General features: G+C 70.5%; 13 protein-coding genes. 5 read left to right on the top strand and 8 right to left on the bottom strand.

Features of this window, described 5'->3' with window-relative positions:
* Nucleotides 1–43: 43 nt before the first annotated feature.
* A complete protein-coding gene (locus ACZ6S6_RS13380; RefSeq protein WP_362965478.1) occupies nucleotides 44–1,357 on the bottom strand; it encodes an LCP family protein in 1,314 nt (437 codons plus the stop codon).
* 119 nt (nucleotides 1,358–1,476) lie between these two features.
* Between ACZ6S6_RS13380 and ACZ6S6_RS13375 the strand changes: the two genes are divergently transcribed.
* Complete coding sequence (locus ACZ6S6_RS13375) at nucleotides 1,477–2,025, top strand: acyl-CoA thioesterase (RefSeq protein ID WP_362965480.1); 549 nt, start codon at nucleotides 1,477–1,479, stop codon at nucleotides 2,023–2,025.
* 88 nt (nucleotides 2,026–2,113) lie between these two features.
* Here the strand turns inward: ACZ6S6_RS13375 and ACZ6S6_RS13370 are convergent, their stop codons facing one another.
* Complete coding sequence (locus tag ACZ6S6_RS13370) at nucleotides 2,114–3,625, bottom strand: LCP family protein (RefSeq protein WP_469705671.1); 1,512 nt, start codon at nucleotides 3,623–3,625, stop codon at nucleotides 2,114–2,116.
* Between the two features lie 131 nt (nucleotides 3,626–3,756).
* On the opposite strand from ACZ6S6_RS13370, the gene ACZ6S6_RS13365 reads away from it, so the two are divergent.
* Nucleotides 3,757–4,791: a glycosyltransferase family 2 protein gene (locus ACZ6S6_RS13365; protein ID WP_469705669.1), complete on the top strand. Its 1,035-nt coding sequence runs from the start codon at nucleotides 3,757–3,759 to the stop codon at nucleotides 4,789–4,791.
* 77 nt (nucleotides 4,792–4,868) lie between these two features.
* On the opposite strand, the gene ACZ6S6_RS13360 is transcribed toward ACZ6S6_RS13365, so the two are convergent.
* From ACZ6S6_RS13360 to ACZ6S6_RS13345, 4 genes are all read right to left on the bottom strand, one after another.
* Complete coding sequence (locus ACZ6S6_RS13360; RefSeq protein ID WP_469705667.1) at nucleotides 4,869–6,557, bottom strand: LCP family protein; 1,689 nt, start codon at nucleotides 6,555–6,557, stop codon at nucleotides 4,869–4,871.
* A gap of 48 nt (nucleotides 6,558–6,605) precedes the next feature.
* Nucleotides 6,606–8,423: an LCP family protein gene (locus tag ACZ6S6_RS13355; protein WP_469705665.1), complete on the bottom strand. Its 1,818-nt coding sequence runs from the start codon at nucleotides 8,421–8,423 to the stop codon at nucleotides 6,606–6,608.
* Between the two features lie 224 nt (nucleotides 8,424–8,647).
* Nucleotides 8,648–10,189 carry an LCP family glycopolymer transferase gene (locus ACZ6S6_RS13350; protein ID WP_362965490.1) on the bottom strand — a complete coding sequence of 514 codons (1,542 nt, stop codon included), beginning with the start codon at nucleotides 10,187–10,189 and terminating at the stop codon, nucleotides 8,648–8,650.
* 220 nt (nucleotides 10,190–10,409) lie between these two features.
* Nucleotides 10,410–11,159: a TIGR03089 family protein gene (locus ACZ6S6_RS13345; protein WP_362965492.1), complete on the bottom strand. Its 750-nt coding sequence runs from the start codon at nucleotides 11,157–11,159 to the stop codon at nucleotides 10,410–10,412.
* A 139-nt stretch (nucleotides 11,160–11,298) separates the two neighbouring features.
* Between ACZ6S6_RS13345 and ACZ6S6_RS13340 the strand changes: the two genes are divergently transcribed.
* The 3 genes from ACZ6S6_RS13340 (at nucleotide 11,299) to ACZ6S6_RS13330 (ending at nucleotide 14,920) form a co-directional block, all read left to right on the top strand.
* Nucleotides 11,299–12,624 carry a peptidoglycan recognition protein family protein gene (locus tag ACZ6S6_RS13340; RefSeq protein ID WP_469705662.1) on the top strand — a complete coding sequence of 442 codons (1,326 nt, stop codon included), beginning with the start codon at nucleotides 11,299–11,301 and terminating at the stop codon, nucleotides 12,622–12,624.
* A 134-nt stretch (nucleotides 12,625–12,758) separates the two neighbouring features.
* On the top strand, nucleotides 12,759–13,850 hold the full coding sequence (gene manB / locus ACZ6S6_RS13335; protein WP_362965495.1) for a mannose-1-phosphate guanylyltransferase: 1,092 nt from the start codon (nucleotides 12,759–12,761) through the stop codon (nucleotides 13,848–13,850).
* Nucleotides 13,851–13,939: 89 nt separating this feature from the next.
* Entirely contained in the window at nucleotides 13,940–14,920 is a 981-nt protein-coding gene (locus tag ACZ6S6_RS13330) for a DNA-3-methyladenine glycosylase family protein (protein WP_362965497.1), read from the top strand.
* Between the two features lie 122 nt (nucleotides 14,921–15,042).
* Here ACZ6S6_RS13330 and ACZ6S6_RS13325 read toward each other — a convergent pair whose 3' ends face one another.
* Nucleotides 15,043–16,359, bottom strand: coding sequence for a coenzyme F420-0:L-glutamate ligase (locus tag ACZ6S6_RS13325; protein ID WP_469705658.1), 1,317 nt, complete (start codon nucleotides 16,357–16,359; stop codon nucleotides 15,043–15,045).
* On the bottom strand, nucleotides 16,356–17,312 hold the full coding sequence (gene cofD, locus ACZ6S6_RS13320) for a 2-phospho-L-lactate transferase (protein ID WP_469705656.1): 957 nt from the start codon (nucleotides 17,310–17,312) through the stop codon (nucleotides 16,356–16,358). Before cofD ends, ACZ6S6_RS13325 begins: the two co-directional genes overlap by 4 nt.
* Nucleotides 17,313–17,408 lie beyond the last annotated feature (96 nt).

Genomic DNA, 17,408 nt, shown 5'->3' with positions numbered 1-17,408 from the left:
GGCCCGGACGGCGAACCGTCCGGGCCCTGTCACATGATCGCCGTCAGTTGTCGGAGACGGTGACCTTCTCGTCGTTGTTGAGCTGCTCGACCAGCTGCTTGACCTTGGCCTTGTCCCAGACCAGGTTGCCGCCGGTGGAGCCGGAGATCGGCATGTTCATCGACTTGCCGTCGCCGCCCGTGACGCCCTTCATGGCGAAGAACATCTTGCCCAGGGACCAGAGCGACATGTCCTTGTCGACGACGAGGGTGTCCAGGCCGGCGCCCATCGTCGGGTACAGCTTGAACGGGTTGAGGATCGTCGACGGCGTCGCCGTCTGGCTCGCCAGCGCCGCGAGGAACTTCTGCTGGTTCTTCGTACGGTCCAGGTCGCTGCCCGCGAAGGCGTACCGGGTCCGGACGAAGGCGAGGGACTCCTCGCCGTTCAGCGTCTGCTTGCCCGCCTTGAAGTCCGCGCCGGAGTTCTTGTCCTTGAACGCCTTGGGGATGTCGAGCTCCACCCCGCCGATCGCGTCCACGATCTTGGCGAAGCCGCCGAAGCCGATCTCCACGTAGTGGTCGATCCGCAGGCCGGTGTTGAACTCGACGGTACGGACGAGGAGTTCGGGGCCGTCCTCGGCGTACGCGGCGTTCAGCTTGGTCGTGCGGCCCTTGCCCTCGTACCTCTTGCCGGAATCGGAGCCGACGAACGACGGGATCTCGACGTTCGAGTCACGCGGCAGCGAGACCAGCGTCGGGCCGTTGCCGCCGTCGTGCAGGATCATCATCGAGTCGGTCCGCTTGCCCTCGGCGGAACCGGTGTGAAGCTTCTTCTTGTCCTCGGCGGTCATGCCCTCGCGGCTGTCCGACCCGACGATCAGGTAGTTCGTGCCGTCGCCGCCCTTCGGCCGCTCGATGACCTTGGAGAGGTCGACTTCGCGCTTCAGCTTGGAGTCGGCCCAGAAGTACGTGCCGATGGAGACGGCGAGCACCACGACCACCAGGACCAGTGCGCCGATCTTGATCCGGCGGCGCCAGTCCGGTGCGGCCGGCGGATGGCCCTGGACGTATCCGTCGTCACCCGGTCCGCCGCCCTGGCCTCCACCGCGGCCGCCGCCGTTGCCACCGCCGTAGACCTGGCCCGTGTTGTAGCCGCTGTCGTACTGCGAGCCGTCGTCGTAGCCGCCGGACTGCTGCGGCACCTGCGGCTGCCGCGGCGGTGCGGGGCGCCGCTGCGACGGGGCGGGCTGCTGGGACGGGACGGGGCGCTGGACGTGCGGCATCGCGCGGGCGCTCTCGGGCCGGTCGCTCGCGCTTCCCTGCCCGTAGCGGTTGCCGCGGCGGTTGTCGTCGTTCCGGCCCTCGGGCCAATCGTTCATGCGATCCAGTGTGCAGGCCCGGACCACTGCTATTACAGGGTGTAAGTGAAATCGGACCTGGGCTGTTGCGAAGCTGATGCATTGCGACGGGCCCGAAGCCCCCGCATAAGGTGGAGGGCATGACAGATCAGGCCCCGCGCCCGGAGGGCGACATTCCGGGCAAGCCGACCGCGGCCTCCCGGACCACCCTCAGCCACATCATGACCGGCAGCGACACCAATCTGCTGGGCACGGTGCACGGCGGCGTGATCATGAAGCTGGTCGACGACGCGGCGGGCGCGGTGGCCGGCCGGCACTCCGGCGGTCCCGCGGTGACGGCCTCGATGGACGAGATGGTCTTCCTGGAGCCGGTCCGCGTGGGTGACCTCGTTCACGTCCGCGCCCAGGTGAACTGGACCGGCCGCTCCTCGATGGAGGTCGGCGTCCGGGTCATGGCCGAGCGGTGGAACGAGTCGACCCCGGCCCAGCAGGTGGGCAGCGCGTACCTGGTGTTCGCCGCGGTCGACGCGGACGGCCGCCCGCGCGCCGTACCCCCGGTGATCCCGGAGACCGAACGCGACAACCGGCGCTACCAGGAGGCGCAGATCCGCCGTACGCACCGGCTGGCCCGGCGCCGCGCGATCAGGGAACTGCGCGAGAAGCGCGTCGCCGACGGCATCGAGGACTGAGACCCGAGGGCTGGGGGCTGATACCCGAGGGCTGACACCCGAGAGCTGAGAGCCGAGGGCCGGTGCGCGGCGCTCCCGGCCCTGTCGCCTACGGGCACACCACCTCGTCGCCCGTGACCGCGCCGAACCTCCCCTGCTCGGGCTCCTCCGCCCGCACCCGCTCCACCTTCGCGTAGTCCGCGCCCGCGATCACCTTCATCGTGGCGCCCTGGCCGTTCACCGCCTTCAGCTCCGCCCCCGGCAGCGCCGCCGCCAGTGACTTGGCGGACCGGTCCCAGCGCGGGTCGTACGTGACCAGGGTGTGCTTGAGATCGCGCTGCTCCCCGTTGAGCGGGGCCCTGGTGGTGTCGAAGCCGGTGCCGTGCAGCGCGGTGTCGACCGTGCCGCCGAGGCCGTCCTTCGGGGTCCCGTTGTAGACCTGGACCCGGATCTGCTGGGGCGGCACGTCCACCTTCTTCGCGGGCGGCTGGTCGGCCCTCTTCACCGTGAGCGGCTTGTCCTCGCGCAGCGCCTGGAACAGCTGCTTCGACTTCTTCGGGTCCCACTTCACCGTCGAGCCGATGCCCTTGACCTGGTAGGCGACATCGCCCATCGGCACCGAGGCGAATTCGGACGAGGCGGCGGAGAAGCCCCGCATCGCCTGGCCGAGGTCCAGCATCAGCTGGGTACCGAAGCCCTTGTCCGCCCGTACCGACTTCAGCATCGTCGAGGCGACCTCGCGGAACTTCACCGGGTTCAGCAGCACCCCGCTGCTGGTCGTCTGCTTGATCAGCGAGGCGAGGAACTTCTGCTGGCGCTGCATCCGTCCCAGGTCGGCGGCGCCGTCGATGTGCCGGGAGCGTACGTACTGGAGCGCCTGGCCACCGTCCAGCTCGTGGGTGCCCGCCGCGAGGTCGAGACCGGTGTACGAGTCCTTCATCGGCCGGGTGGTGCAGATCCGCACCCCGCCCAGGGTGTCCACCGTCGTCATGAAGCTGGTGAAGTCGACCTCCAGATAGTGGTCGACCTTGACGCCCGTCATGTGCTCGACGGTCCGCACGGTCAGACCGGGCCCGCCCTCGGCATAGGCGGCGTTCAGCTTCACCGGGTGGGCCGCGTGCTTCTCGCCGGTGGTCTGGTCCCGGTGCTCGGGGATCTCGGCGTAGCTGTCGCGCGGCAGGCTGACGATGCTGGCGCGCTGCTTGTCCGCAGACAGGTGCACCAGCATGATCGTGTCGGTGCAGTGGCAGGGCTCACCGCCCAGCCGGTACTTCTCCTTCTCCTCCTTGGTGATCTTGTCGCGGCCGTCGGTGCCGACCAGCAGCAGGTTCATGCCGTGACCGCCCGCGGGCCGGTTCTTCATGTCCTTGAACGGGTCGATCCGGTCGATCCCGGCCTCCAGGTTGGTCACGACGGCATGACCGATGCCGCCGGCGCCGAGGACCAGTACGGACAGCCCGGTCGCCATCCGCATCCCCCAGCGCGGTCTCTCGTCCTGCTTTCTGGGCCGCCTGCGCTGCGGGGGAGCGGCGCGGGGCCGCGGTGGACGGGGGGAGCGTGGCGGCGTGGGCACGGGGGGACCTCCGCGGTGCAAGGGGGACCTGTCGCACGGTAGGCCCATACGATCTGCATCCCGGTCCGCGACCCGGCGGCGCGCACCCGGTTCCCCCATTCGCGGTAACGTGGCGGCCGAATGACGCCGCCTGGTGGGGTTCGGACCCCCGGCGCCCCCGAGGACCCCCCGAGGACCACATGTCTGCCGCGCAGCACCCCGCCGTCTCCGTGATCATGCCGGTGCTCAATGAGGAGCGCCATCTCAGGAACTCCGTCCGGCACATCCTGGAGCAGGAGTACTCCGGTGAGATGGAGGTGGTGATCGCGCTCGGCCCGTCCACGGACCGTACCGACGAGATCGCCGCCGAACTGGTCGCGGAGGACCCCCGGGTCCACACCGTGCCGAATCCGACCGGCCGCACCCCCGCCGCGCTCAACGCCGCGATCAAGGCGTCCAGCCACCCGGTCGTGGTGCGCGTGGACGGCCACGGCATGCTCTCGCCGAACTACATCGCGACCGCCGTCCGGCTCCTGGAGGAGACGGGCGCGCAGAACGTCGGCGGCATCATGCAGGCCGAGGGCGAGAACGCCTGGGAGGACGCCGTCGCCGCGGCCATGACGTCGAAGATCGGTGTCGGCAACGCGGCCTTCCACACCGGCGGCGAGGCGGGACCGGCCGAGACCGTGTTCCTTGGCGTCTTCCGCCGGGAGGCCCTGGAGAAGGCCGACGGGTACAACATCGAGTTCATCCGCGCCCAGGACTGGGAGCTGAACTTCCGCATCCGCGAGGCCGGCGGCCTGATCTGGTTCTCGCCCGAGCTGCGGGTGCAGTACCGCCCCCGCCCCTCCGTCCGGGCGCTCGCCAAGCAGTACAAGGACTACGGCCGCTGGCGCCACGTCGTCGCCCGCTACCACTCCGGCTCGATCAACCTGCGCTACCTGGCCCCGCCGACCGCCGTCGTCGCGATCGCGGCGGGCATCGTCGTCGGCGCCGCCGTCACCCCGTGGGCCCTGCTCGTCCCGGCCGGGTACATCGCGGCCATCGTCGCCGGATCGCTCCCGGCCGGCAAGGGACTGCCGCTGAAGGCGCGGGCGCTGATCCCGGTGGCGCTGGCCACCATGCACATGTCGTGGGGGTACGGCTTCCTGACCAGCCCGCGCTCGCTGGCGAGGAAGGTCATCGCCAGCCGCCGCCCGGCGGTCAGCGAGGAGCCGGGCGCTCCGGTGGCCTGACCAGGAGCTCGTACGACGCAGAGGGGGATGCCCGGTTCGCACCGGGCATCCCCCTCCGTCGTGTCTCCGAGGCGCCGCTACATCTGCCGGTACGGCCAGTACACGTCCATGCAGCCCGCCTTGGCGCCGTTGACCGCCTCGGTGCCCTCCAGCGGGTCGCTGTCGTCCTTCGCGGCCTTCGGGAACGTGGACCCCGTCCGCCAGTCCGAGCCGACCGTGAGCGTCAGCCTGTCCCCGTCCGGCACCTCCTTGACGACGCTGGTCGGCATCGACATCGCCTTGGCGATGGAGAGCGCGTCCGACCTGCCCTGGGCGCCGGAGCTCTTCGGATAGGTCAGCTCGGTCGTCAGCGCCGATCCGGGATCGGTCGAGGTGGCCGCCTCGGTGAAGCCCTTGGCCCGCAGCAGGTCCCGGACGCCACCGGCACGGTTGCTGGTGGGCGCCTGGCCGTCGGCCGCCGTCCCGTTGACGACGCTCACGCCGATCGACGCGGGAGCGCCGGCGGCCGGACCGGTCTCCTTCTTCTTCTTGTTCTTGGCCCGGTCCTTCGGGTCGAGCGACTGGTCGTCGCGGAGCAGCGCCCAGAGCTTGTCGGCGGCGCCCGGCTTCGCCAGCACGTGGTTGTCGTCCTGGGGGTCGGGAATCCTCGGCATCGTCAGCATGTTCATCTTGTCCATCGGCACGCCCTTGAGCTGCATGCCGAGGTCGAACAGCTTCTTCACCGTACCGATCTCCTCGGAGACCTGGAGCGACTTGGTCGCGGTCTCGGCGAGACCCATCAACCGTCCCGTGTCCGAGAACGCGTCCTGGTCCTTCAGCTCACGGATGACGGAGTTCATGTACATGTGCTGGGCCTTGGAGCGGCCGAAGTCGCTCTCGAAGGCGTGCCGGGTGCGCAGCCACTGGAGGGCCTGCTTGCCCTTGACCTTGTGCGTGCCGGCCGTCAGCCTCAGGCCGGAGCCACCGGGCACGTTGGGCTTGGGCACGTCGTTGACGTTCTGCTTCACACACACGTCCGCACCGCCCACCGCGTCCGCCATGTCCACCACGCCCGCGAAGTCGACCATCATCCAGTGGTCGATGTAGACCCCGGTGAGCTTCTCCCAGGTGTCCAGCGTGCAGCCGGGGCCGCCGCGGCCGAGCGTCTCGTTGATGAGGGTGTTGGTGGCGGGGTACTTCTTGCCGTTGTCGGGGTCCTCGCAGGCCGGGATGTCCACCCGGGTGTCGCGAGGGATGCTGATGACCGAGGCGTTCTTCCGGTCGGCCGACACATGGAGCAGCATCTGCACGTCGGCGAGCGGGATCCCGCCGACGCTCGACTTCGAGCCGCCGAGCTTGAGGTTCTCCGCGGTGTTCCGGCTGTCGGACCCGATCAGCAGGATGTTCAGCGGGGTCTGGCCCGCCGAGTTCGGCGCGGTCTTCTTCGCCGCGCTGTTGCCCGCACTGCGGTGGCCCTTGCGGAGGTTGCCGTTGAGGTGCTCGTACCAGAGATAACCGGCCGCGCCGGTTCCGAGTATCAGCACCGCGAGCGAGAGGGCTGCCCAGCGCAGTATTCGGTGCTTCTTCCGCTTCCCGGCCCGGTGCGGACGGCCCCGGCGCCCGCCGCCGTGGCCCGCGCCGCGGCGGGCGGCGTCCCCGTCCCCGCTCCCGTCCGGCCTGGGGGCGCCGGCCTTGGCGTCCTCGTAGAGGCCGTCGTCCCAGCCGAGTTGACCGGCATGCCGGACCCGTGGTCGCGTCCCCTCCCCTGGCGTACTGCTCCGTCCCACCGGACCCCCCTGCTGCTCAGACTCGCGGTACGGCGCAGTGACCCGGTGTCACTTGGCGCACTCTGCCTTGTCGGCACTGGCCTTCGGAATGTCGATCTCGGCCGGCCCCGTGATCGGGGTGCCCGCCCCCTCGAAGTCCGCCCCGAGCGTCAGCACCATCGCCTGCAGCCCCTCGGCGTCGGTGGTGCCCTTCTTGAGCGCCGATCCGGGGAGCCCCATCATCTCGGCGAGGGCACGGGCCTGGTCGGCCTGGTTCGGCGCGTACTCCAGCGTCGTCCTGGCGGCCTTCGCCGGGGCGTTGGCCTTGTTCGTGGACTTGAGGACGCCCTTGGTGTTCTGCAGCCAGGTGACGGTCTGCTGAGCCCCGCCGGCGATCTTGCCACCGTTGTAGACATCGACGCGTACGTCGGCGGCGGCGGCCTTGGTGCCCTTGAGGAGAGCGTTCTGCTTGCTCTTCGCCGCCTTCTTCTGCGCGGCCACCTCGGTCAGTGAGGTGTCCTTGCGCATCATCGAGAACAGCTGGGGCGCCTTCACCGGATCCACGACCACCGTGATCGGCTTGGGCTCGGCCGGGTTGTCGATCACCGGCACCGTGACGAAGGTGATGTTCTTCGTGTCGATCTTGGTGAGTTCCTTGGCGAGCGTGGTCAGCTTCGGTACCGAGCTGATGGCCTTGTCGACCGTCAGGGCCTTCGTCGCCGAGTCCGCCAGCTTGAAGAGCTTCGTGGGGCTGGTCAGCGTGTCGTCCGACTTCATCTGCCGGATCATCGAGCCGATGAACTGCTGCTGGACCTTGATCCGGTCCAGGTCGCTCCCGTTGGCGAAGCTGTGCCGGGTCCGGACGAACGCCAGCGCGTCCTCGCCCTGGATCTTGTGCTTGCCCGCCGACAGGTCCAGATGGGAGTCCGCGTCCTTGACGGGCTTCGCGAGGCAGACCTCCACGCCACCGACCGCCGTGGACAGCTCCTTGACCGCGTTGAAGTCGACCATCATGAAGTGGTCGACCTTCAGACCGGTGATCTCCTTGACGGTGTTCATCGTGCAGCCCGGGTCGCGGCCCTCCTGGCCGAGGCTGACGTTGAACCGGATGTTCTCCGTGCCCGGGATGACCTTGTCCGTGCCGTCCGGCTGCTTGGTCTTGCAGTCCGGGATGTCGGTGATGAGGTCGCGGGGGATGCTCAGCGCGGTGGCGTTGGTGCGGTCCTTGGAGACGTGGAACAGGATGTTGGTGTCGGCGTGGCCGGTACTGCCCTTGTCGCCGTAGCCCTCGTTGCCCTTGCCGGTCCGCTTGTCCGTACCGATGACCAATATGTTGAGGGGCGCGTTGGCGGTGACGACGTCCTTGTTGCCGGCGTCGCCGATGTCCACGGAGCTCAGGTTGCCGTTGAAGTGCTGGTACAGCAGGTAACCGCCGACCGAGACACCGACGAGCAGGAACGCCATCACACCGCCCGTCCAGATCAGCGCCTTCTTGCGGCGGGCCTTCGGGGCCTTGCGCTTGCGACGGCCGGTGCCGCTCTCGTTCGCGGACGAACCGGAGGACGAGCGCGTGGACGAGCCCGAGCGCGTGGACGGACCCGGACCCTCCTGGCCGCGGGCCGAACGGCGACCGCCCTGTCTGGGCACCTCACGGCCGGGTCCGGCACCACGTCCGGCGCCGTCGCGCGGGGAGCCCTGTCGCCGCCCCCCGTCCTCATGGCCGGCGTCTCTGCGCCGGGAGCCGCGCGGGGCCGAAGTGCTCGGGCCGCCGCCCGAATCCCCTCCGGATTGGTTCAGTCGCAGTTCGTAGTCGCCGGTGTCCGGGTTGAGGACCCATTGGTCTGCGGGATCGATATCTTCCGCCCGCCCACGGCCTTGTGCATCCACGGTTGCTTGAGTCCTCCGTCGGTGCCACGCGAGGCGCCTCCCCCGATAAGGCGCTCAATTTTTCACTCCGGAAGTGCTCGGCCCGAGGGCCGAAGGTAACCGGATCGCGTCACACTATCCGTCCGGTTCGGCGCCGAGCGATGAGCGTGACACATTCCACGGCCCTTACAACCGGGCATTCTTCCCATTGCACGCCGAACGTTGATGTCCGCTTGGCAATTGCTTTACTGCTTGCACAGGTCGGTCGCCGCGTTGTTACCCGAATAGGTGGGTGTGGGGCTGGGGCCCGGAGCGCCCGTGGCACCCGATTCCCCGTCCGGGGACCCCTCGCCGGACCGGCTGTCGCTGTCTTCATCCTGTGAATGTTCCGAACCCTCCCCGTGTCCGGTGTTCTTGCCGTCGTCACCGTTGAGCTGATCCGCCGGAACCACCGTGAGCGGCTTGTCGTCGCGCAGTTGCTTGAAGAGCTTGTCCGCATCAGGTTGTACGAGTTCGTCCCGGTTCCGGTTCGCGGCGTAAGGCTGCCGGGGGACGGTCAGGAACTGAACCTTGTCGGTCGGTACGTTGCGCATGCCGCGTACGAGTTCGTAGAGGTCCTTCAGGGTGTCCAGCCCCGGGTCCGTGGTGAGCGCCTTCGTCGCCGCGTCCAGCACCGGGTAGAGCCGGGTCGGATTGAGCAGGACGCCGTTGCTCTGCACCTTGTTGACGAGTGCGCCCAGGAACTGCTGCTGGCGGTCCATCCGTTCGGTGTCGCTGCCGTTGCCGATCGACTTGCGGACCCGTACATACCCCAGCGCCTGCTCGCCGTCGAGCTTCTGGCGGCCCGCCGGGAGCTTGAGGTGGGCCGCGGTGTCGTTGATCGGTTCCTTGAGGCAGATCTCGACGCCGTTCACGGCGTCGACCATGTCCTTGAAACCGTTGAAGTCGACGACCATGTAGTGGTCGATGCGGACTCCGGTCATCTTCTCGACGGTACGGATGGTGCAGGCGGTTCCACCAAACTCGAAAGCCCAGTTGAACTGGGAGAATTGCGGCTTGCTGACAGTTTTGTCCGGCTTGTGGCAGGTCGGGATGTTCGCCATCAGGTCGCGCGGGATGGACATCGCGGTGGCGCTTTTCCGGTTCGCGGCCAGGTGCAGCAGGATCGTGGTGTCCGAGCGCTGGCTGCCGCCGTCGTCGCGGCCGTACTTGCCGTTGTCCCCGGCCCGGCTGTCGGAGCCGATGAGGAGGATGTTCTCCGCGTCATGGACGACGGACGCGGGGCGCTCCTTCTCGTACGTCTTGAGCTCGGCGGCCGCCGAGGTGTCCGTCTTGATGTTGCCGTCGAGCCTCTTGTACAGCCACCAGCCGGCGCCCGCGGCGACGAGGACGACGAACGAGGCCCCGAGCGCGGTCCAACGCAGCCAGTGCCGCTTGCGCTTGACGGTGATGTCGAGGGTCGGACCCGGCCCCGGGTCCGGGGGCGGCGCCCCGCCCGAAGATCCGCTGTCCGATCCGTTGCCGGATCCGTTGCCCGATCCGCTGCGCGTCTCGCCGCCCGGGGTGTTCCCGGGAGCACTCGCAGGGGTGTCCTCCGGGATCTTCTCCGAGGCGTCCTTCGAGGTGTCGTTCGGGGCGTCCTCCGAGGCGTCCTTCGAGGTGCTTTCCGGCGCGGGCTTCTCGCCGCGCTCCGCACCGGGCGACCCGTCCGGCGTCTGGTCCTCGCCCGCGGCCGAGTCGTCGGGGTCGGCCGGAGTGCCGGCACTTTCGGTCACGTCTGCGTCCATCCTTCACGTTCGGCGGCGCGATGGGCCGCCGGTTGCAGAAGTAGACGGCTGAACCTCACGCTTGGTTGTGCCTTGAGTGGTCTGTACCGCAGATCATGTACCGGAGTTGACGTATCGCCCGGAGGGCTCGGCCCACGATGGGCCGGACGGGTGGTCCACGGACCGCTTGTCGTACCGCGGCGCCCCGCTGTCGCGCGGAGCGCCGCCGCGCGGGCCGCTGTCACACGGTCAGGGTGACCCGCTCGCTCTCGACGCGCTGCGCCAGCCCGTCCTCGCCCAGCTCCCCGAGGTGCCGGCACAGGACCACCGAACCCCCGGTCGCCAGCGGCGCGAAGAGCCCGGCGCTGAGGCCGTCCCAGGTGTCGTACGTACGCCCCGAGAGCAGCCGCGATCCGGCACCCAGGCCCAGCGCGGCACCGTCCTCGCGGGCCCGCGCGACCAGCCGCGCCGAGCTGAGGGCGACCTCGCCCACGGTCAGCGCCGGGGCGTCCGGGTCCACCGGGGCGAACGGGGCGAACCGGTCGCCCTGGCCCGGCACCTCCACCGCGTAGTCCGCGAAACCCTCGGGCGGCTGCGGGAACCTGCCGCCCATCGGGCGCAGCGCCAGCGCGATCCGCTCACCGCGGCAGGCCCGCGCGGCCTCCAGCGTGTCCGGTCCGGTGACGACGAGGTCGGCGGCCGCCGGGTCACCCCCCACCTCGGCGACGACGCCGACCGAGGAGCAGGCGAGCAGCCAGACCGCGGACTGCCAGTGCGCGGGGAGCAGCAGCGCGAGCCGGTCGCCGGGCTCCGCGGCGAGATCGCCCTGAAGCAGGTTGGCGGTCTTGGCCACCCAATTGGCGAAGGTGGCCACCGACAGTTCGACGCGTTCTCCGGTGGCGTCGTCGTAGAAAGTGACCATGGGGCGGGCCGGGTCCGCGGCAAGCGCGGAACGCAGCAGGTCGGCAGGGGTGCGGTCGCTGGCGTTCATCCGCGCAAGGGTACGTGGCGGTGGCGGGCCGGGCCGGGCGCCGCGGGTGCCCTCGTACACCGGTTCGGCAGACGGGCCGTCAAATACCGGACGAATCACCGGTCGCCGGAGTCGTCTGATTGTGCGAAGGATCATCTGTATGCGTGCCTTCATTGCATCCGCCATTGGTGTCACCTGCGCGGCAGCTCTCCTGCTGCCGCTCGCCGCGCCCGCGGGCGCCGCCCCCGACACCCCCGCCCACTCGACTGCCACGGGCTCCGTGCCCGCCGAGGCGTCCGAACCCGCCGCGCTGCCCGGTTCGACGCGGTCGCTGGCCCTGTCGCCGCTGTCCGCCGCCGCGCGGGCCACCGGTGAACCCGTCCCGGCAGTCGCGGGACAAGGGCTGACCGAGCTCGACGTCCACGCGTTCTCCATGGTCGGCGTCGTCTGGGACGACGTGAACACCGAACTCCACGGCACCGCCCAGGTCCGTACCCGCTCCACCGGCACCGGCCGCTGGTCCGGCTGGCAGGACCTGGAGACGCACAACGCCGAGCACTCCGCCGACCCCGGCACCCCCGAGCGCGAGTCGGCCGCCGTCCGCGGCTCCACCGCCCCGCTCTGGGTCGGCGCGTCCGACGGGGTCGAGGTCCGGGTGAACCCCGAGGCCCCCGGCACCCGGGACGCCTCCGCCACCCCCGTACCGCTGCCCGCCGGACTGCACCTCGAACTCGTCGACCCCGGCAAGGACCCGCAGGAGCCGCCCGCCACCGGCGCCGCCGGCGCCGACCGCGCCGCACCGCAGGGCGCCACCGCGCTCCCCGCCCTGAGCAGGTCCGCGACCGACGCGGCCGCCGGATACGCGCCGGCCGCCAAGCCGTACATCGGACCCCGCCCGCGCATCATCACCCGCAAGGGCTGGGGCGCCGACGAGAAGATCCGCGAGAGCGCCTTCGCGTACACCAAGACCGTCAAGGCGGCCTTCGTCCACCACAGCGCCACCGGCAACAACTACACCTGCTCCCAGGCGCCCTCGGTGCTGCGCGGCATCTACCGGTACCACGTCAAGAGCAACGGCTGGCGCGACATCGGCTACAACTTCGCCGTCGACAAGTGCGGAAACATCTACGAGGGCCGGGCCGGCGGCGTGACGAAGGCCGTCATGGGCGCGCACACCCTCGGCTTCAACACCAACACCATGGGCGTCGTGGTGCTCGGTACCTACAGCAGCTCCAACCCACCCTCCGCGGCGGTCAACGCCGTCGCGAAGCTGACCGCCTGGAAGCTCGGCCTCTTCAAGGCCAACCCGAAGGGCAAGGTGACCCTGGTCTCCGGCGGGAGCAACAAGTACAAGAAGGGAAAGAAGGTCAAACTCAACGTCATCTCCGGCCACCGGGACGGTTTCGCAACCGAATGCCCCGGAGCACGTCTCTACAAGAAGCTCGGCACGACCCGGACCAGCTCGGCCCGGCTCCAGGGCCGCTGACACGGAAGGAACCGAAGGGCGCCGAGGGTGCCCGGCGCCTGCTGCGGGCTGCTGACCAAGGACACCCCGTCCGGTCTGCATACACTGGCCAGCCGATACCAGGCCCGGCCCCAGCAGGAAGCAGAGACAGTGCTGTGACAGAGGCAAAAGAAGCGATTCTCCTGGTCGGCGGCAAGGGAACCCGGTTGCGCCCGCTCACGGTGCACACCCCGAAACCCATGGTTCCGGCAGCAGGCGTCCCCTTCCTCACGCACCAGTTGGCGCGTGCACGGGCCGCCGGGGTCGAGCACATCGTCCTCGCGACGTCGTACCTGGCGGAGGTCTTCGAGCCGCACTTCGGTGACGGTTCGGAACTCGGCCTCCACATCGAGTACGTCACCGAACGCGAACCGCTCGGCACCGGCGGCGCCATCCGCAACGTCGCCGCACGGCTCGACTCCGGCCCGGACGAACCGGTCCTCATCTTCAACGGAGACATCCTCACCGGCCTCGACATCCGGGCGCTGGTCACCTCGCACGCGGACTCCGGGGCCGATGTCTCGCTCCACCTCACCCGGGTCGACGACCCGCGCGCCTTCGGCCTCGTACCGACGGACGACACGGGCCGGGTCACCGCGTTCCTGGAGAAGCCGCAGACCCCCGAGGAGATCGTCACCGACCAGGTGAACGCGGGGGCGTACATCTTCCGCCGGTCGGTCATCGACACCATTCCGGCCGGCCGCCCGGTCTCCGTGGAGCGCGAGACCTTCCCCGGACTGCTCGCCTCCGGCGCACATCTCCAGGGCATGGTCGACTCCACGTACTGGCTGGATCTCGGTACCCCGCAGGCGTTCATACGCGGCTCCGCCGACCTGGTGCTGGGCCGTGCCCCCTCGCCGGCCGTCCCCGGCCGGTGCGGCGACCGGCTCGTGCTGCCGACCGCCTCCGTCGCCCCCGACGCCAAACTCACCGGCGGTACGGTCATCGGCGCCGACGCGGTCATCGGCGCGGGCGCCAGGATCGAGGGTTCCACCGTGCTGGCGGGCGCGATCGTCGAACCCGGAGCGGTGATCACGGACTCCCTGGTCGGAGCGGGTGCCAGGATCGGCAGCCGTACGGTGCTGGCCGGCGCGGTCATCGGCGACGGGGCCAAGGTCGGCGCCGACAACGAACTGCGCGACGGCATCCGGATCTGGTGCGGGGCACACCTGCCCGCCGCGTCGGTGCGCTTCTCCTCGGACGAATGACCGGGGCGAGCCGCTCCTCCCGGACGTCCGCACTGGCCGGAATCAGCCGTACCCTCGACAGGCACCCCCGACTACCGAGGACCTCACCCGTGGCAGGACGATTCGCTCCCCGCAGCGCCCCGCACACGGCTGTCCCGCGCCAGGTGACGACGCCCGAACCGGCGGCGCTGACCCGCGACTGGACGCCGCCGGGCCCGTTCGACCTGCGGCTCGTCCTCGGCCCGCTGCGACGGGGCCCCGCCGACCCCACCTTCCGGATGTCCGCGGACGGCTCAGTGCGCCGGGCCAGCCGCACCCCCGCCGGTCCCGGCACCCTCCATGTCGTCGCCCGCGAGGGCCGGATCGAGGCGGCCGCCTGGGGGCCCGGCGCGTCCTGGCTGCTGGACCAGCTGCCGACGCTGCTGGGCGCGGCGGACGAACCGGAGGCCTTCACCCCGCGCCACCGGCTGCTCGCGGTGACCCACCACCGCCGGCCGGGACTGCGGCTGCTGCGCACCGGCCTGGTGATGGAGTCCCTGATCCCGTCGGTCCTGGAACAGAAGGTCACCACGGACGAGGCGTACCGGGCCTGGCGCCTCCTGGTCCGCAAGTACGGGGAGCCCGCGCCGGGCCCGCAGGAGTACGGCCTGTACGTCATGCCGGACGCCCGGACCTGGTCGCTGATCCCGTCCTGGGAGTGGCACCGCGCGGGCGTCGACAGCAAGCGCTCGGCGACGATCCTGCGCGCGGTCCGGGTGGCCCGCCGCATGGAGGAGGCCGCCGCCATGGAGCTGGCCGAGGCGATGGCCCGGCTCCAGGCGATCCCGGGCATCGGCCCCTGGACCGCCGCCGAGACCCTGCAACGGGCGAACGGCGCCCCGGACGCGGTGACGGTCGGCGACCTCCACCTGCCCGGCATCGTCGGCCACGCGCTGGCCGGCAACCGGAACGCCGACGACGAGGAGATGCTGACCCTGCTCTCCCCCTACGAGGGCCAACGCCACCGGGCCACCCGCCTGATCATGCTCTCCGGCAACACCCCGCCCCGCCACGCCCCGAGAATGACGCCACGCAACATCGCCCAGCTGTAAAGGCGGGCCGAACTCAAGCCCACCGTCCCGCACGTTTCCACCGGGCCCGGCGCTGATTCAAGCCTGTCCGGCGATTGAGGGCCGGGGTCCGGGGCAGAGCCCCGAAACCCGCCCCGGCCCCCTCACCGCACCGCGACAAACGACTCCGCGTCACGAACCCCCCGCGCCGGAGGTGCCACCGCGGCCCGCCCCACCGCCACCGCCCCCAACGGATCCCACGACGCCGGCAGCGACAGCACCTCCCGCACCACATCGCGGCAGAACATCGTCGAGGACACCCACGCCGACCCCAGCCGCTCACCGGCCAGCGCGACCAGGAAGTTCTGGATCCCGGCGCCCGCGGCGACCACGAACATCTCGCGCTCCGCCGTGTCCCGCCGCTCGTCCCCGTACGTGTGGGAGCCGTCCATCACCAGACACGGCACCACCAGATACGGCGCCCGGCGCAGCACATCGCCCCGCCGCACCCGCTTGGCGACCGACTCCTCGCTCTTCCCGTCACGCCGCAGATCCGCGATCCACGCATCGCGCATCGCGTCCAGCAGCCGGGTCCGCACGTCCTCGGACTCCAGCAGCACGAACCGCCACGGCGTCGTGTGATGCGGCGCGGGCGCCGTCACCGCCGCGGCCACGGCCCGCCGCACCGCACCCGGGTCCACCGGGTCGTCGGTGAACTCGCGCACCGTGCGCCGCTGGGTCATCGCCTCCCGTACCGCCTCGGACGTCCCCAGCCGGAACATGTCGTCGGCCGCGACCCGGACCATCGCCCGTGCGCCCCCGGCCTCGGCCGGGTCCACGACATGGCCGAGGCCGCGCACCACCGCCACCGGCAGCCCGTTCGCCTTGCCCTTGACCAGATCGCCGGCCGCGGCCAGCTCGTCGGCGGTGGCGACGACGGTCGCGCTCAGCGGATTGCCGTACGCGTCGCTCCCGCCCCGCAGATCGTCCAGCACCCGCACCCCGGCCGCCCCGATCGCGACATCGGTCAGCCCGCTGCGCCACGGGCGCCCGAAGGTGTCCGTGACGATGACGCCGACCTCGACGCCGAGCGTGTCCCGCAGCCCCTCCCGGATCGTCCGCGCCGACGCGTCGGCGTCCTCGGGCAGCAGCAGGACCGTTCCGGCGGGGGTGTTGGAGGCGTCGACCCCGGCGGCGGCCATGACCAGGCCCTGCCGGTTCTCGACGATCCGCAGCGTGCCGCGCCGCGCGACCACCCGTACCGTCTCGGCGTCGATCGCCGCCTCCCGGTCGGTGGCCTCGACGATCCGGCCCTCCGCCTTGGAGACGATCTTCGAGGTGACGAGGAGCACGTCACCGTCGACGAGACCGGGCCCGGTGGCGGCGATCAGCTTCGCGAGATCGTCCCCGGCCCGCACCTCGGGCATTCCGGGCAGCGCCCAAACCCGGAACGAGGGCGCGGCGTCCGGGGCCGCGCTCATGCCCGTACCTCTTCGGCGAGCACCAGTGCCTGCCGCGCCATCTCGGCCGTGGTGGCGACATCGGTCATCATCAGCGGTACGGAACGGCAGCGGACGCCCGCGGACTCCACCTCGTCCACCGTGCCCGCGTCCACGGTGTCGACGAGCCAGCCGTCGAGCAGCCCGGAGCCGTAGTGCTGGGCGACCGCCGCGGCCGTCGACTCGACGCCCACCGCGGCGAGCACCTTGTCCGCCATCCCGCGCACCGGTGCGTCACCGACGATGGGGGAGAGGCCGACGACCGGTACCCCGGCCTCGGCGATGGCTTCCCGGATGCCGGGCACGGCGAGGATGGTCCCGATGGACACGACGGGGTTCGACGGCGGGAAGAGGATGACGTCGGCCGAGGCGATCGCCTCCAGGACGCCCGGCGCCGGCTTGGCCTGCTCGGCACCGACGGGCACGATCGCCCGAGCCGGGACGGAGGCGCGCAGCTTCACCCAGTACTCCTGGAAGTGGATGGCTCTGCTCTCGCCGTCGACATCGACCGCCACATGCGTCTCGATCCGGTCGTCGGACATCGGCAGCAGCCGGACCCCCGGCTTCCAGCGCGCACAGAGCGCCTCCGTGACGGCGCTCAGGGGATAGCCCGCGCCGAGCATCTGCGTACGGACGATATGGGTCGCGAAGTCACGGTCGCCGAGCCCGAACCACTCGGGCCCCACGCCGTAGGCCGCGAGTTCCTCCTTGACGTGGAAACTCTCGTCGGTCCGCCCCCAGCCCTGGTCCTCGTTGATGCCACCGCCGAGGGTGTACATCACGGTGTCGAGGTCGGGGCAGACCTTGAGTCCGAACAGATGGATGTCGTCACCGGTGTTGCCGATCACCGTGATGTCCGCGTCGGGCGCGGCCTCCTTGAGGCCACGCAGAAAACGAGCACCACCGATACCGCCGGCCAGAACCACAATGCGCATGCGAAACAGTCTGTCAGGCGAAGCCTGATCATTGTCGGGGTGGTGGCGGGAGACGGGTGGGGCTGTCAGGCGAGGCCTGATCGTTGTCGGGGTGGT

It is taken from the genome of Streptomyces sp. NPDC048671 (genome assembly GCF_055587045.1).
This window is presented reverse-complemented; position numbering and strand designations above follow the sequence as displayed.